We start from the raw sequence: 14313 nt of genomic DNA, 5'->3' as shown, positions 1-14313 counted from the left end.
CAGCGCCGGTAATCCGGACTTCTCGCGCTGCATCTGACTGATCGGTACCGGTCAGGCATATGGGAAGGTTCACTATCTGGTCGGGCCTCTGGGCGTTTCCACCGCCCACCCCGGAGGGTAGAGAGACGTACCTATGCCCCCGGATACAGATGCAGGCTGATGCGAAATCGATACCTGGACCTGCTGCGCTTCCTGGCCATCGTGCGAGTCGTCGTCTACCACGTCACCGGTTGGGCGTCGCTGACCCTGCTGTTCCCGGCGATGTCGGTGATGTTCGCGCTGGCCGGGTCGTTGATGGCGACCTCGCTGCTCAGGTCCGGTCCCACCGCGGTCGGCCGTCGGCTGCGCCGGCTGCTGCCGTCGCTGTGGGTGCTGGCCGCGATCTTCGTACCGGCGATGCTGCTGACCGGGTTGCCGCTGACACCGAAGGTGCTGCTCTGGCTCTTCCCGGTCGCCGATCCACCGGCGAACTACTGGGGCGCGTTGGCGCTGAGCCCGATCTGGTACCTGCGGGACTACCTGTGGTTCGTGCTCGCCTCACCGGTCGCACTCTGGCTGTTCCGGCGTTATCCACTGCCCACCCTGCTCGCCCCGTACTGCCTGCTGTTGGCGATCGAGTTGGGCATCTACCCGAACGCCCCCGGCGTGCTGCGGGAGTTCGGGCTCTACTTCGGTGCCTGGCTGCTCGGCTTCGCCCACCAGGCGGGGATGCTGCGCCGCCTGGCGAACCGGGTGCTGGTGCCGACCGTGCTCGCCCTCGCCGCGACCGGTGGTGCCTGGCTGCTGGCCCATCCCGGGCCGCGCGGCTACGACCTGAACGACAACCCGCTCGGCAACGCCCTCTGGTCGGCCGCGTTCATCCTGGTGGCGCTGGGACGGGCCCCGTCGAGTGCGGACTGGGTCGACCGTAACCACGTGTTCGGTCGCGCGGTGACCGTGCTGAACCGCCGGGCGTTGACCGTCTACCTGTGGCACATGGCGTTCGTGGTGGCGCTCACCCCGCTGGTGGACGTGGTCGGCTGGTCGCATCAGGACCTGCTGGGCCTGGCGATCCGGGTGATGCTGGTCTTCCTGCTGGTGGGGGTGGTGACCGCACTTGTCGGCTGGGTCGAGGACGTCGCGGCGGGGCGCCCGCCCGAGTTGATCCCCGGCGGACGCCGTCACGCCGTTCCGGCCGCCCGCCGGCACGCGGAATCCCGCCGCGGTGTCGAGGCCGACCGGACCGCCGAGCCCGGCGAGACGGCCGTACCGGGTCAGCGTGACCGGGAGACCGAACCCCGGGAGGACGCGGTGTCGGGTCGGCGGGGCCGGGACGTCACCGGGTCATGAGGGAGATGTCGCCGCTGCCCGTTCGCACGTCGAGCACCAGAGCGGCGGTCGGGTCGTTCGGTACGCTCACGTCGACCGAACCGGAACCGGCCTCCGACCGGATCTGGTAGCTGCCGGCGGGTACCCGCAGCTCGACGTTGCCGCTCGACGCGTGCGCGCGGGCCGAGGCGGGAGCGTCCAACTCGACCGTCACGTTGCCCGACGAGGCCTGTGCGTCCACCTCCCCGCGCAGCCGGGTGGCGGTGATGTCTCCGGAGCCGGTCCGCAGCACCACGGTGGACGTCAGGTCGTACACCTCGATCTCGCCGGAGCCGCTCTCCACCCGGACCGGGCCGGCGGCACCGACCACCCGGACGTCGCCGGAACCGACCGTCACCTCGACCTGTCCCACCCAGCTCAGGTCGATGTTGCCCGAACCGGTCTCGCCCTCGACCCGGACCCCCTCGCCCGCGACCACCTCGTAGGAGACGCTGCACCGGCGTCCGCACGAGGTGTCGAGCACCAGTTCGGTGCCCTTGATCTCGTACGTGATGCCCGGCTCGTCACCCTGGTACCGCACCACCCGCTTGATGCGGATCCGGTCCGGTTCGCCGTCGGCGCGGATCACCACGTCACCGGCGCCCGGCAGCAGGCGGATGGTGCTGATCCGGGCCTCCTCGGTGGTGTCGAAGTCGAGCCGACGGAAGGAAAGGTTGTTGCAGCCGGCCAGGACGGTCAGGGCGATCGCCGCGGCGATCACCGTGCCGACCCGACGGACCGGGGTACGCCGAGCAGGACGAGCAGGTCGAGGGGGGATGGTCCGGTGTGCAGCCATGCCGAGCACGCTAACGCCGGTGCTGGTGGGGGCACATCCGGGTCAGTGGCCCCCGATACCCGGAGCGGACCCTGAAATCCGACCCGGGGTGCCGACGGGTGTCCGGCCGCGAGGGAGAATGACGCGATGGCCGGATACCGCCGACAGCTCTACCGCGACGACGCGGTGGTGTTACGCGTACAGAAGCTCGGCGAGTCCGACCGGATCGTCACCCTGCTCACCCGGCGGCACGGCCGGCTGCGTGCGGTCGCCCGAGGCGTACGCCGGACGACCTCCAAGTTCGGTGCCCGGTTGGAGCCGTTCGGCCACGTCGACCTGCAACTCGCCGGTGACCCCAAGGGCGAGTTGGGCAGTTCCCTGCACACCGTCAGCCAGGTCGAGGGGATCGACCTGTACGGCAAGCGGTTCCTCGGTGACTATCCCCGCTACACGGCGGCCAGCGCGATCGCCGAGACCGCCGAGCGGCTCACCCCCGTCGAGCGGGAACCGTCGTTGCGGCTGTTCCAGCTCACCCTGGGTGCGCTGCGGGCCCTCGCCCAGGGCGAACACGCCATCACCCTGGTGCTCGACGCCTACCTGCTGCGGGGCATGGCCCTGGCCGGCTGGGCGCCGGCGTTGACCGCCTGCGCCGTCTGCGGCACCCCCGGCCGGCACCGGGCCTTCTCGGTGCCCGCCGGCGGCGCGGTCTGCCCGGACTGCCGTCCCCCCGGTGCCGCCCATCCCGCCCCGGCCACCATCGACCTGATGTCCGCGCTGGTCGGCGGAGACTGGCGGGTCGCCAACGCCACCGACACCGGGGTACGCCGGGAGTGCAGCGGGCTCGTCGCGGCGCACCTGCAGTGGCATCTGGAGCGCACGCTACGCTCGCTGCCGCTGGTCGATCGGGGCGGCCCGGCGACCACAGCGGTCCCAGAGCGTGAACAGGGGAGAGCCGAGTGATCCGATCCACCAGGGCCGGCCGGCGCGAGCCGGTGCCGCCGACCCCGCACCCGTCGGGTGCCCGGCCGCCGGCGCTGCCGCCGGGGGCGGTGCCCAAGCACGTCGCCGTGGTGATGGACGGCAACGGCCGCTGGGCCAAGGAGCGTGGGCTGCCCCGCACCAAGGGACACGAGGCGGGGGAGTTCTCCCTCTTCGACACGGTCGAGGGGGCCATCGAGATGGGCATCCCCTACCTGTCGGCGTACGCCTTCTCCACCGAGAACTGGCGGCGCTCGCCGGACGAGGTCCGGTTCCTGATGGGCTTCAACCGTGACGTCATCCGTCGACGCCGGGACCAGTTGATCGACCTCGGGGTGCGGGTGGTCTGGTCCGGTCGGGCCGGGCGGCTGTGGAAGAGCGTGATCAGCGAGTTGCAGACCGCCGAGGAGATGTCCCGGGGCAACTCGACGCTGACGCTCCAGTTCTGCGTCAACTACGGCGGGCAGGCGGAGATCGCCGACGCCGCTGCCGCGATCGCCCGGGATGCGGCAGCCGGGAAGCTCGACCCGGCGAAGGTGACCGAGAAGACCGTCGCGCGCTACCTCTACCACCCCGAGGTGCCCGAGGTGGACCTGTTCCTGCGGCCCTCCGGTGAGCAGCGCACCTCGAACTTCATGCTCTGGCAGAGCGCGTACGCCGAACTGGTCTTCCTGGACACGCTCTGGCCGGACTTCGACCGCCGCCACCTGTGGTACGCCTGCGAGCTGTACGCCCAGCGGGACCGCCGCTTCGGTGGCGCGCTACCCAACCCGGTGGCACCGACCACCTGAACGCATAGGGTGCGCCCGGACTGGGTACCACCGCTGGTAGCAGCCACTGACGGAGGTGAAACCACATGATCCGCAAGCGCGTTGCCCAGTGGGCGGTGATGGCCGTGGCGGTTCCGTTGGCGGCAGCGGGTGCTCGCCGGCTCAGTCACACACTGGAGTCGCGGCGCGGCCCCTCCGGGGCCAGCCGCATGCTCACCCGGGGAGCCGACCTGCTGCGCCCCCAGAAGGCCCGGCGTCGCCGCTTCTTCTGACCCCGTAACCTGACGCGCCCTGTCCCGGTGTCCCGGGACAGGGCGCGTCAGCGTCGGCTCAGGCGTCGGCCCGACGGTGCGGTCCTCAGGCCTCGACCTCGGCGCGGTCCGGCGTGGCCCACAGGGTGTGGAAGGAACCGTCGCGATCGACCCGACGGTAGGTGTGTGCGCCGAAGTTGTCCCGCAGGCCCTGGATCAGGGCGGCGGGCAGCCGCTCGGCGCGCAGCGCGTCGAAGTAGGCCAGGGACGAGGCGAAGGCGGGCGTCGGGACACCGGCCTGCGCCGCCTCGGCCACCACCCGCCGCCAGCTGGGCACGCCGTCGCGCACGGTGTCGGCGAACCACGGTGCCACCAGCAGGGTGGGCAGCTCCGGCTGCTCGTCGTACGCCTGCTTGATCCGGTCCAGGAAGCGGGCCCGGATGATGCAGCCGCCCCGCCAGATGCGCGCCGTGCCGCCCAGGTCGATGTTCCAGTCGTACTCGGCGCTGCCGGCACGGATCTGGTCGAAGCCCTGGGCGTACGCCACGATCTTCGAGGCCAGCAGGGCCCGGCGGACGTCCTCGATGAACGCCTCGCGGTCGGTGACCTGCCACTTCTCCCCGGAGTCGGGGAAGGCCCGGACCGCGGCCTCACGCTGCCCGACGTGCCCGGACAGCGACCGGGCGAAGGTCGCCTCGGCGATGCCGGTGATCGGGATGCCCAGGTCGAGGGCGATCTGGACGGTCCATCGCCCGGTGCCCTTCTGCTCGGCCCGGTCCTGCACGACGTCCACGAAGGCCTCGCCGGTGGCGGCGTCGGTGTGCGCCAGCACGTCGGCGGTGATCTCGATCAGGAACGACTCCAGCTCGCCGGTGTTCCACTCCCGGAAGATCTCCGCGAGTTCCGACGGCGTCGCGCCCAGCCCGGCCCGCAGCAGGTCGTACGCCTCGGCGATGAGCTGCATGTCGGCGTACTCGATGCCGTTGTGGACCATCTTGACGAAGTGCCCGGCGCCGTCCGGCCCCACGTGCTGGCAGCACGGCTCACCGTCGACCTGCGCGGCGATCTTCTCGAAGATCGGGCCGAGCTTGCGGTACGACTCGACCGAGCCACCCGGCATGATGCTCGGCCCCCACAGCGCGCCCTCCTCACCACCGGAGACACCGGTGCCGACGAAGTGCAGGCCGTGGGCCCGCAGCGCCTCCTCCCGCCGACGGGTGTCGGCGAAGTGCGCGTTGCCGCAGTCGATGATGATGTCGCCCGCTTCGAGCAACGGCACCAACTCGTCGATCACCGCGTCGGTGGGGCCGCCCGCCTTGACCATGATGATCACTGCGCGGGGGCGCTCCAGCGCGGCGACGAAGTCCGCAAGGGACTCCGTCGGGACGAAGGTGCCCTCGTCGCCGTGCTCGGCCACCAGCGACCGGGTCCGCTCCGGCGAGCGGTTGTGCAACGCCACGGTGAACCCGTTGCGGGCCAGGTTGCGGGCCAGATTTCGACCCATCACCGCCAGCCCGGTCACACCGATCTGCGCCGTAGCCCGATCCGCCATCCTCGTCGCCACCTTCCGCGTCTGTCAGTAGTGCTGCGACGGTAGCGCGCTTCGATGCCCGCCCGCGTCATCCCCCACCCCTGGTCACCATGTGGTCGCCCCCTCTTGCGGCGACGATCATGCACTCTCGGTCGCCGTTGCGCGTAGATTATCCCCTTTGCGGGGACGACAACTGCATGATCGACGGGAGCTAGGGGGAGGGGGTGTAGGGGAGGGGTGCGGGGTCAGGGGGTGAGGGGGGTGAAGGTGCCGAGGGTGATGCTGATGGTGAGGGCGGCGGCGGCCAGGGCGGGGGCGCAGATGAGCAGGAGCCAGTCGGCGGTGGAGAAGGGCTGGTGGCGGGCGAAGGTGCGCCCGGTGGTGGAGTCGAAGCCGCGGGCGTCCATGGCGACGGCGAGTCGGGTGCCCCGGCGGATCGCCCCGACCAGCAGGGTGAACGCGGTCGAGGCGAACAGTCGCAGCTTGGCCACCGGGTTGCGGCCGGCCTCCACGCCCCGTGCCCGGCGGGCCATGGCGATCATTTGCCACTCCTGGCCGAGCAGCGGTAGCAGCCGGAACGCGGCCAACGCGCCGATGGCGAACCGGGCCGGTGCCTTCGCGTTCTGCACCAGCGCGTCGGCCAGATCGGTCGGATCGGTGGTGGCGAAGACGATCACGCCGGGCAGCGCGACCGCGAACAGGCGCAGCACCAGGCCGAGGGCGGTGAGCAGCACCGACGAGGTGACCATGATCGGCCCGGCGTCGAGCAGCACCCGTCCCGACCGGTCGGCGGCGAACAGGACCAGGGTGACCAGTACGCCGCCGGCGGCGAGCAGCAACGGCCAGGCCCGACGGAGCAGCACCCGGTACCGCAGGCCGAACAACGGCAGTACTGCCAACTCCACCGCCAGGGCGATCGCCGGCGCGACCGGATCCAGCGTCGCCAGCAGCGGGAAGGCGAACAGCAGCGCCGCTGCCAGCTTGGCCACCGGGTTACGGCGGGCCAGCGGGGCGTCCGGGCGCGCGACCGGTTCGAGGTCGATCATCGTTGCCCCGCCGTCGCCGGCCCGGCATCGTCTGTCGGCGACATCCGCATCCCACCCTCGCTTCCAGCCGGCCGTCCACGATCAACGGGGCGACCGTCACCCGGCTCGCGGGTAGGCAGGTCGGGGCGGTCGCTGGGGTCGTCGCCGCGGCGCGGTACGGGCCGCAGGGTCAGGGTGCGGTCGGCCAGCGCGGCCACGAAGTCGGTGTCGTGGGTGACCGTCACCAGGCCGTGGCCGGCGTCGCGCAGTTCCGCGAAGAGGTCCACCAGCTCCCGCCAGGTCCGCCGGTCCTGCCCGAAGGTGGGCTCGTCGCAGATCACCAGCCGGGGCGCGGTGGCCAGGGCGGTCGCGACACTCAGCCGCCGGGCCTCCCCGCCGGAGAGGGTGTACGGGTTGGCCCCGGCCAGCTTGTCCAGCCGCAGCCGCTGCAGCAGGTCGTCGACGCGCTGGCGGACCACGGCGTCGGTGGCGCCCGTCCGGCGCGGACCCAACGCCAGTTCGTCGAAGACCGTGCTGGTGACGAACTGGTGTTCCGGATCCTGGAACACCGAGCCGATCCGGCGCGCCAGCGCGGGCGCACGCCACCGGTGCGGTGCCGTGCGGGCGTCGGCCCCGGCCAGTTCCGTGCTGCCCGACAGTCGTCCGGTGCCGGGCTTGAGCAGCCCGCCGAGCAACAACGCGAGGGTGGACTTGCCGGCGCCGTTGGGACCGAGCACGGCGAGCGCCTCACCGGCGCGTACGGTCAGGTTGGTGGGGGCCAGCCGGGGTGGCTGGCCGAGCCGGTCGGCGGTGAGCAACACCTCGCCTGCCGGAGCGATGGCCGGGCGTGGCGGGAACTGCCGGCCCGGCACCCAGACGCCGTCGGCGGCGAGGGCGTCGCCGTGCGCGGCGAAGACGGCTTCCGGCGTACCGTCGGCCCGCACGCCGCCACCGGCTTCGAGCACGACCACCCGGTCCACCAGGGGCAGGGCATCGGCGATCCGGTGCTCGACCAGGATCAGTGTGGTGTCGCCGTCGACCGCGCGGGCGATCGCGGCGCGGACCAGGTCGGCGCCGGCCGGGTCGAGGTTGGCGGTGGGCTCGTCGAGCAGCAGCAGGTCGGGGCGCAGCGCGAGCGCACCGGCCAGGGCGAGCCGCTGCTGTTCGCCGCCGGAGAGCGCCGCAGTGCGACGGTCCCGGTGGTACGGGAACCCGACCCGCTGCAACGCCTCGTCGACGCGGGGCCAGATCTGTGCTGCCGGTACGCCCCGGTTCTCCAGCCCGAACGCCACGTCGTCGCCGCTGCGGGCCATGACCAGCTGGGACTGCGGATCCTGAAAGACGATGCCGACCCGTTCGCGGACCTCGGCCGGCGGGCGACCGTCGATCTCGATGATGCCCTCCTGCTCACCGGAGTCCTCCGGCAACAGTCCCGCCAAAGCGGCCAGCACCGTGCTCTTGCCCGCCCCGGAAGGCCCGAGCAGCAACACCCGTTCCCCCCGCCGCACCCACAGGTCCACCCCGCGCACGGCCCACGCCCGCCGCCCCGCATGCCGCCACCCGAACCCCCGCAGCCGCACCCCACCCACCCCGTACCCCCCTCCTCCCACCGTCACTCACCCACCGTCACCCACCACCCCGCCATCGCGCGTTGATCAAGAAGTTTGCGTCCGAGAAATGCAGGTCGACAGACGCAATCTTCTTGATCAACAGGGGCGGGGGGTTAGACGAGGGTTTGGGTGCGGCCGGAGGGGAAGCGGGACAGGGCGCCGGTGCGTGCGAGGGAGTTGGTGAGGGCGTACGCGCCTACGCCGGCGATCGCGGCGGCGCTGAGGATGGTGAACAGCGCGTACGGGATCCGGTAGCTGACCAGTTCGTACGCGGTGTTCCAGACGAAGAAGTCGAACAGGGCGGCACCGAGGCCGGTCATCGCGCCGGCGAGCAGTGCGGTCGGCAGCCGGAACGAGCGGTAGCGGAAGGCGGCGAAGGCCAGTTCCGCGCCGAGGCCCTGGATCAGGCCCTGGACGATGGTGACGCCGCCCCACTCCGAGCCCAGCAGTGCGGAGACCGTCGCCGCGACCGCCTCGCAGAACAGCGCGGCACCCGGCTTGCGGATCACCAGGCCGCCGAGCACCGCGGGGATCAGCCAGACGCCGTACATGATGGCCTGGCTGGCCGGGAAGAAGGCGAAGGCCGGGTCAACGGCCCGCCAGAGCAGCCCCCAGGCCCAGAAGATCACACCGAAGGCGACGGCGATCACCGCAGCCACGACGATGTCGATGGTGCGCCACCGGTTGGCGGTCGGTCGAATCATGATTGCTCCCAGTCCAGTGTTCGAACCAGGTAAGACGCACGCCGCGCCCGACGGCACCGGGCCGTGGCGGGCTGGAGGTGGACCGAACTCCCTGCGCTGGCATTACCCAGATCAGGTACGGAGGGTCTGCGGGCGAACCCGCACTCTCAGCGCTGTGCGCTCCCCTGTCGGAGGTGAAGTTGTCTCGCCGACGCTAACACCTTTAAAGATCAACAGGCAATGTGATCTACGCAGGTCACGCCCGGTGCGGCCCGAGCCGCCCGTACGTCCGCCCGCCACATCCACCCGTTTCCGTGACATTCATCGACGTTGTCGGTGCCGGACGGTAATCTCAGCCCGCCGAATCTCCCAGGTGAAGAGACGACAGGGTGAGCACAGACACGGATCACGCCGTACCGGCCGACGAACCGCAGGGCCGTCCCGGCGGCGTCGCCACCGAGGCGCCGGCGACCCACCCGGACGGCCCCACACCACCCCGACGCTGGCTCGGTGACCGGATCGGCTCGGTGGAGGTGCTGGCCGGGCTGCTGATTCTGCTGATCATCTTTCGGGATCCGCTGGCCGGGGCGCTTGACGATCCGCGCCTGCAGACCTGGACCACGGTGTTCGTCTCGATCATGGTGCAGGCGGTGCCGTTCCTGGTCTTCGGGGTGCTGCTCTCGGCCGTGATCGCGGTCTTCGTACCCCGGTCGTTCTGGGCCCGGGCGCTGCCCCGGCACCCGGCCCTGGCGGTGCCGGCGGCCAGCGCGGCCGGCGTGGTGCTGCCCGGCTGCGAGTGCGGCTCCGTGCCGATCGCCGGTTCGCTGATCCGCCGCGGGGTCACCCCGGCCGCCGCCCTGGCCTTCCTGCTCGCCGCACCGGCGGTCAACCCGATCGTGCTGACCGCCACCGCGGTCGCCTTCCCCGACAACCCCGAGATGGTCCTCGCCCGGGGCCTCGCCAGCCTCGTCGTGGCCATGGTGATGGGTTGGCTCTGGCTGCGTCTCGGGCGTACCGAGTGGATCAGGATGCCGCGCCGACCCGAGTTGGACGACCCCCGGCGCGGGCGGGCGTTCTGGGCCGCCGTCCGGCACGACGTCACCCACGCCGGTGGCTTCCTGGTGCTCGGCGCGATGGCCGCCGCCAGCATCAACGTCCTGGTGCCGGAACGCTGGCTGCAGACCCTCGCCGACAACGCCTGGCTGTCCATCCTGGCGCTGGCGGCACTCGCCGTGCTGCTCTCGCTCTGCTCCGAGGCGGACGCCTTCGTGGCCGCCTCGCTGTCGCAGTTCTCCCTCACGTCCCGACTGGTGTTCCTGGTGGTGGGGCCGATGGTCGATCTCAAGCTGATCTCGATGCAGGCCGGTGTCTTCGGCCGCCGGTTCGCGTTCCGGTTCGCGCCGACCACGTTCGCGGTGGCCCTGCTGATCGCCGTCGGTGTCGGGGCGGTGCTGCTGTGAACCGGCAGGCCCAGGCGGTGGTCCTGCTGCTGCTCGGCGGCGCGGTGCTGCGGGCCAGCCTCTCCGACCTCTACCTGCGCTACGTCAAGGAAGGGCTACGACCGTTCCTGATCGCCGCCGGTCTGTTGCTGGTGGTCGCGGCGATCATGACCCTCTGGTACGAGCTACGTCCGGTCCGCACCCGCTCCGACGAACCTGCCGACGACCACGACGACCACACCCACCACGAACCGCGCGTCGGCTGGCTGCTCATCCTGCCCGTGCTCGGCCTGCTGCTGGTCGCCCCGCCGGCCCTCGGCTCGTACGCGGCCAGCCAGTCCGGCACCGCGCTGAACGCCCCGCGACAGTCGGACTACCCGCCGCTGCCCGACGCCGACCCCGCGCCGGTAAGCGTCCTCGACTACGCGGCCCGGGCGTTGTTCGACCGAGGTGCCTCGATCGGCGACCGGCGGGTGCTGTTGACCGGTTTCCTCGCCACCGGCGAGGACGGCCGACCCATCCTGGCCCGCATGGTGCTGTCCTGCTGCGCGGCCGACGGACGGCCGGTCAAGCTCGGCCTCACCGGCGACGTGCCGGCCGGTCTGCCCGACGACACCTGGGTCGAGGTGATCGGCCGGTACAGCGACCGGATCGGTCGTGACCCGGTCAACGACGCCGAGATCCCCTACCTGCAGGTCGAGTCCTGGCGGCCGATACCCACCCCCAAGCAGCAGTACGACTGACCGTCCACCTCGGTAGGCTGCGGGTCATGCACATCGACGCCCGAGGTATGCGGTTCGACGTCACGGCGGGCGGCCCGGAGCACGGTGAGCCGGTGCTGCTGCTGCACGGCTTCCCGCAGCACGCGGGCGAGTGGAACGACGTGACGCCGACCCTGCACGTGGCCGGTCTGCGCACCTACGCGGTCAACCAGCGTGGCTACTCGCCGGGCGCCCGACCGACCGAAGTCGAGGCGTACCGGTTGACGGAGCTGGTCGCCGACGCGGCCGCCGTGCTGGACGCCCTCGGCGTCGACTCCGCCCACGTGGTGGGGCACGACTGGGGTGCCGTGGTGGCCTGGGCGCTGGCCGCCGAGCATCCGGAGCGGGTCCGCACGCTGACCGCCGTCTCCGTGCCGCATCCGGCCGCCATGGCGTACGCGCTCAGCGAGGATTCGCAGCAGAAGGCGCGCTCGGCGTACATGCTGCTGTTCCGTCGGCCCGGGGTGGCCGAGAAGACGCTGCTGGCCCTGGGGGCCCGCGGGTTGCGCCGGATGTTGCGCGGCGTCGGCGACGCGGCGCGGGTGTCGGCGTACGCCGAACCGATGCGCGAGCCCGGCGCGTTGACCGCGGCGCTGAACTGGTACCGGGCGATGTCCTGGACGGACCTGGCGGCCACCGGCCCGTCGCGGGTGCCGACCACCTTCGTGTGGAGTGACCGGGACGTGGCGATCGGGCGTACGGCTGCCGAAGCCTGCGTCAAACATGTGCAGGGGGACTACCGGTTCGTCGAGATCGCCGGGGTCAGCCACTGGATTCCGGACGAGGTGCCGACGCGGCTGGCCGAGGCGATCGTGGCCCGGGTGCGCTCCGCGGCCTGAGCCCGGCGTCGATGGTGCCGTCGTGCCTTGATGCCTGCGGAGGGCTGGCGGAAGGGCTGGGAAGGGCTGGCGGAGTTGCTGGCGGCTGGCGGAGTTGCTGGTTCGGCGAGAAAGCGGAGTGACGATGACGTTGAGTGCCGACGGTTACCTGGCCGTGGTGACCGCGACGATGAACCGGGTGGCACAGGGTCAGCGGGACCAGGTGGCCCGTGCTGCGGACCTGATCGCCGAGGCGATCCGGGCCGACGGGGTGGTGCACGCCTTCGGCACCGGCCACTCCGAGGCGCTGGCGATGGAGATCGCCGGCCGGGCCGGCGGGCTGGTGCCGACCAACCGGATCGCCCTGCGTGACCTGGTGCTGCACGGCGGAGCGTCCGCCGATGTGCTGGGACCGAAGCTGGAACGGGACCCGTCGGTGGCCCACCGCCTCTACGAACTCGCCCCGGTCGACCCGGCCGACATCTTCGTACTCGCCTCGAACTCGGGGGTGAACGGGGCGATGGTGGAGTTCGCCTCGCTGGTACGCGAGCGCGGCCACCGGCTGGTGGCGATCACCTCGGCGGAACACTCGGCCCGGATGGAGTCCCGCCATCCGTCGGGTCGCAAGCTCGCCGACTTCGCCGACGTGGTGCTGGACAACGGCGCCCCGTACGGCGACGCGACCCTGCCGCTGCCCGACGGTGGCGCGGTCGGTGCGGTCTCCTCGATCACCGCCGCGTTGCTGGCCCAGCAGATCGTGGTGGAGGTGGTGGCCCGGCTGCTCGCGGCAGGTGAACGTCCGCCGGTCTACCTGTCCGCCAACATCGCCGGCGGCGACGCGCACAACGACACCCTGGAGGCCCGGTATGCGGGACGGATCCGCCGCGGCTCCTGAGCGCCGGGCTTCCTGAACGCCGGGCTTCCTGAACGCCGTGGCTCCTGAGCACTGCGGCGGGTTGGCCGGGGCGCAGTGGCGGTGCTCCTGCGAACCGGTTTCGGATCGACGGCGGTGGGGCAATCAGCGTTGCCGCCGTCGCCGAACCGGTCCGGCGGCAGGCCGTACCTCCGGAGGTCAGCGGTGTCCAAGGAAACCGAGAAGCAGCGATGGCAGCGCAACTTCGCCGACCTGTTGCAGGAGTTGCGGGTCGCGCAGACCGGCGTGCAGATCCTCTTCGCCTTTCTGCTGACCCTGCCGTTCAGCAACGGCTTCGGCAGCACCAGCCCGTTCCAACGGGACGTCTACATCGTCGCGTTGCTCGCAGCGGCCGGCGCCACCGCGATGATCATCTCGCCGGTGGCGTTCCATCGCGCGCTGTTCCGTCAGGGACGTAAACCGGAGTTGGTACGGTTCGCGCACCTGATGGCCTCCGGTGGCCTCGCCCTGATGCTGATCGCGATGGTCAGCTCGGTCCTGCTGATCACCGACTTCGTGCTCGCCCGCCCGATCGCCTTCCTGCTCAGCGCTGTCACCGGACTCTGGTTCCTCACCTTCTGGCTGATTCTGCCCTTCTCCCGCCGCAACTGGGGCGACGACGACATCGACGACGACGAAGACCCCAGCGGCCTGGCCAACACCTGACCCACCCCCCTGTCTGTCCCCACCTCGCCCCGTTGATCAAGAAGCTTGCGCCGGAATTCGGGCCGATGATGACGCAAACCTCTTGATCAACGCGGACGGGTGGCTGGGGACGGTGGGGTGGGGGTGGGGGTGCGGAGACCCAGGTGGCGGAGTTCGAGGGTGGCGAGGGCGGTGATGGTGTGCTCGTCGCCGTCGCGCCACGCCTGGGCCACGTCGGGGTTGATGCGGGTGAGTCGGCGTAGTGGTTGGTTGGCGAGGGCGCGCAGGGCCAGCAGGTCCTGACCGGCGGGTGCGGCGGCCAGCGTCGCCGCCGAGCCGGCCCGGCGCATCCAGCGCACCCGCAACGGCAGCCAGCCGAACAGCACCAGCCCGAGCGGGACGATCATCATCCCCACCGACAGGGCCAGGGCCAACTGGTCGACAAGTTCCTGCTGGTCACGCCCAGCCTCGGCGAGCGACCGCGCCGCGTCTGCCGCCCGTTCGAACGGCGCCGTCAACTCGTCACCCACCAGCGGCACCCGGCCGACCTTCCCGCCGGCCTCGGCCAGGTTGTCGGCCAGCCCACCGCCGGCCCCTTCCAACTTCTGCCCGGGTACGGCCAACCTCTGCACCAGGTCGTGCAACCACAACGCGCACCGGATCGTCCCGTAGACCCAGGCGACGACGAACAGATCGGTGAATACCTGCCGCAGTGCCACCAGAAAGCGATCAGCGTAAATCTTCACGCCGCCCACCCTGCCACGCCC

15 protein-coding genes and 1 riboswitch are annotated in these 14313 nt (G+C 71.4%); of the genes, 9 read left to right on the top strand and 6 right to left on the bottom strand.

The window, feature by feature from the left end; genetic code table 11:
• Nucleotides 1-159 precede the first annotated feature (159 nt).
• Nucleotides 160-1329, top strand: coding sequence for an acyltransferase family protein (locus tag VAB18032_RS23305; RefSeq protein WP_013735384.1), 1170 nt, complete (start codon nt 160-162; stop codon nt 1327-1329).
• Here VAB18032_RS23305 and VAB18032_RS23300 read toward each other — a convergent pair.
• Nucleotides 1316-2143, bottom strand: a complete 828-nt coding sequence (locus VAB18032_RS23300; RefSeq protein ID WP_081476192.1) for a DUF4097 family beta strand repeat-containing protein — start codon at nt 2141-2143, stop codon at nt 1316-1318. The two genes, VAB18032_RS23305 and VAB18032_RS23300, sit on opposite strands and share 14 nt — an antisense overlap.
• A 126-nt stretch (nt 2144-2269) precedes the next feature.
• Here VAB18032_RS23300 and recO point away from each other — a divergent pair, with 126 nt between their 5' ends.
• The 3 genes from recO to VAB18032_RS23285 all read left to right on the top strand — a co-directional run bounded on the left by recO (nt 2270) and on the right by VAB18032_RS23285 (nt 4142).
• The gene (gene recO, locus VAB18032_RS23295) at nt 2270-3082 is read left to right on the top strand and encodes a DNA repair protein RecO (protein ID WP_013735382.1); all 813 of its coding nucleotides are present in this window, start codon (nt 2270-2272) and stop codon (nt 3080-3082) included.
• Between the two features lie 32 nt (nt 3083-3114).
• Nucleotides 3115-3891: an isoprenyl transferase gene (locus VAB18032_RS23290; protein WP_193386334.1), complete on the top strand. Its 777-nt coding sequence runs from the start codon at nt 3115-3117 to the stop codon at nt 3889-3891.
• A 65-nt stretch (nt 3892-3956) separates the two neighbouring features.
• Nucleotides 3957-4142: a hypothetical protein gene (locus VAB18032_RS23285; RefSeq protein WP_013735380.1), complete on the top strand. Its 186-nt coding sequence runs from the start codon at nt 3957-3959 to the stop codon at nt 4140-4142.
• Between the two features lie 85 nt (nt 4143-4227).
• On the opposite strand, the gene gndA is transcribed toward VAB18032_RS23285, so the two are convergent.
• The 4 genes from gndA to VAB18032_RS23265 all read right to left on the bottom strand — a co-directional run bounded on the left by gndA (nt 4228) and on the right by VAB18032_RS23265 (nt 8991).
• Nucleotides 4228-5673: an NADP-dependent phosphogluconate dehydrogenase gene (gene gndA, locus VAB18032_RS23280; RefSeq protein WP_013735379.1), complete on the bottom strand. Its 1446-nt coding sequence runs from the start codon at nt 5671-5673 to the stop codon at nt 4228-4230.
• 224 nt (nt 5674-5897) lie between these two features.
• Nucleotides 5898-6698 (bottom strand): energy-coupling factor transporter transmembrane component T family protein, encoded by an 801-nt coding sequence (locus VAB18032_RS23275; protein ID WP_013735378.1) that lies wholly within the window; start codon nt 6696-6698, stop codon nt 5898-5900.
• Nucleotides 6695-8266 carry an ABC transporter ATP-binding protein gene (locus VAB18032_RS23270; protein ID WP_013735377.1) on the bottom strand — a complete coding sequence of 524 codons (1572 nt, stop codon included), beginning with the start codon at nt 8264-8266 and terminating at the stop codon, nt 6695-6697. Before VAB18032_RS23270 ends, VAB18032_RS23275 begins: the two co-directional genes overlap by 4 nt.
• Nucleotides 8267-8400: 134 nt before the next feature.
• Nucleotides 8401-8991, bottom strand: a complete 591-nt coding sequence (locus VAB18032_RS23265) for an ECF transporter S component (protein WP_013735376.1) — start codon at nt 8989-8991, stop codon at nt 8401-8403.
• A 70-nt stretch (nt 8992-9061) separates the two neighbouring features.
• Nucleotides 9062-9167, bottom strand: a riboswitch (TPP riboswitch).
• 321 nt (nt 9168-9488) lie between these two features.
• Between VAB18032_RS23265 and VAB18032_RS23260 the strand changes: the two genes are divergently transcribed.
• The 5 genes from VAB18032_RS23260 to VAB18032_RS23240 all read left to right on the top strand — a co-directional run bounded on the left by VAB18032_RS23260 (nt 9489) and on the right by VAB18032_RS23240 (nt 13567).
• Nucleotides 9489-10430 (top strand): permease, encoded by a 942-nt coding sequence (locus tag VAB18032_RS23260; protein WP_232510908.1) that lies wholly within the window; start codon nt 9489-9491, stop codon nt 10428-10430.
• Nucleotides 10427-11152 (top strand): TIGR03943 family putative permease subunit, encoded by a 726-nt coding sequence (locus tag VAB18032_RS23255; RefSeq protein WP_013735374.1) that lies wholly within the window; start codon nt 10427-10429, stop codon nt 11150-11152. Before VAB18032_RS23260 ends, VAB18032_RS23255 begins: the two co-directional genes overlap by 4 nt.
• Before the next feature lie 26 nt (nt 11153-11178).
• Nucleotides 11179-12009, top strand: a complete 831-nt coding sequence (locus tag VAB18032_RS23250; RefSeq protein ID WP_013735373.1) for an alpha/beta fold hydrolase — start codon at nt 11179-11181, stop codon at nt 12007-12009.
• 124 nt (nt 12010-12133) lie between these two features.
• Nucleotides 12134-12883 (top strand): sugar isomerase domain-containing protein, encoded by a 750-nt coding sequence (locus VAB18032_RS23245; RefSeq protein WP_013735372.1) that lies wholly within the window; start codon nt 12134-12136, stop codon nt 12881-12883.
• A 183-nt stretch (nt 12884-13066) separates the two neighbouring features.
• Nucleotides 13067-13567 carry a DUF6328 family protein gene (locus VAB18032_RS23240; RefSeq protein ID WP_013735371.1) on the top strand — a complete coding sequence of 167 codons (501 nt, stop codon included), beginning with the start codon at nt 13067-13069 and terminating at the stop codon, nt 13565-13567.
• Between the two features lie 86 nt (nt 13568-13653).
• Here VAB18032_RS23240 and VAB18032_RS23235 read toward each other — a convergent pair whose 3' ends face one another.
• The gene (locus VAB18032_RS23235; RefSeq protein ID WP_050814785.1) at nt 13654-14292 is read right to left on the bottom strand and encodes a hypothetical protein; all 639 of its coding nucleotides are present in this window, start codon (nt 14290-14292) and stop codon (nt 13654-13656) included.
• Nucleotides 14293-14313: the final 21 nt, after the last annotated feature.

Origin of the sequence: Micromonospora maris AB-18-032 (genome assembly GCF_000204155.1) — a bacterium.
Classification (GTDB): domain Bacteria; phylum Actinomycetota; class Actinomycetes; order Mycobacteriales; family Micromonosporaceae; genus Micromonospora; species Micromonospora gifhornensis.
This window is presented reverse-complemented; position numbering and strand designations above follow the sequence as displayed.

What these genes read in the sequence shown, in the direction of transcription:
- VAB18032_RS23305 (WP_013735384.1), top strand. Translation starts at nt 160, where the DNA reads ATGCGAAATCGATACCTGGACCTGCTGCGCTTCCTGGCCATCGTGCGA.
- VAB18032_RS23300 (WP_081476192.1), bottom strand. Translation starts at nt 2,143, where the DNA reads ATGGCTGCACACCGGACCATCCCCCCTCGACCTGCTCGTCCTGCTCGG.
- recO (WP_013735382.1), top strand. Translation starts at nt 2,270, where the DNA reads ATGGCCGGATACCGCCGACAGCTCTACCGCGACGACGCGGTGGTGTTA.
- VAB18032_RS23285 (WP_013735380.1), top strand. Translation starts at nt 3,957, where the DNA reads ATGATCCGCAAGCGCGTTGCCCAGTGGGCGGTGATGGCCGTGGCGGTT.
- gndA (WP_013735379.1), bottom strand. Translation starts at nt 5,673, where the DNA reads ATGGCGGATCGGGCTACGGCGCAGATCGGTGTGACCGGGCTGGCGGTG.
- VAB18032_RS23275 (WP_013735378.1), bottom strand. Translation starts at nt 6,698, where the DNA reads ATGATCGACCTCGAACCGGTCGCGCGCCCGGACGCCCCGCTGGCCCGC.
- VAB18032_RS23265 (WP_013735376.1), bottom strand. Translation starts at nt 8,991, where the DNA reads ATGATTCGACCGACCGCCAACCGGTGGCGCACCATCGACATCGTCGTG.
- VAB18032_RS23250 (WP_013735373.1), top strand. Translation starts at nt 11,179, where the DNA reads ATGCACATCGACGCCCGAGGTATGCGGTTCGACGTCACGGCGGGCGGC.
- VAB18032_RS23245 (WP_013735372.1), top strand. Translation starts at nt 12,134, where the DNA reads ATGACGTTGAGTGCCGACGGTTACCTGGCCGTGGTGACCGCGACGATG.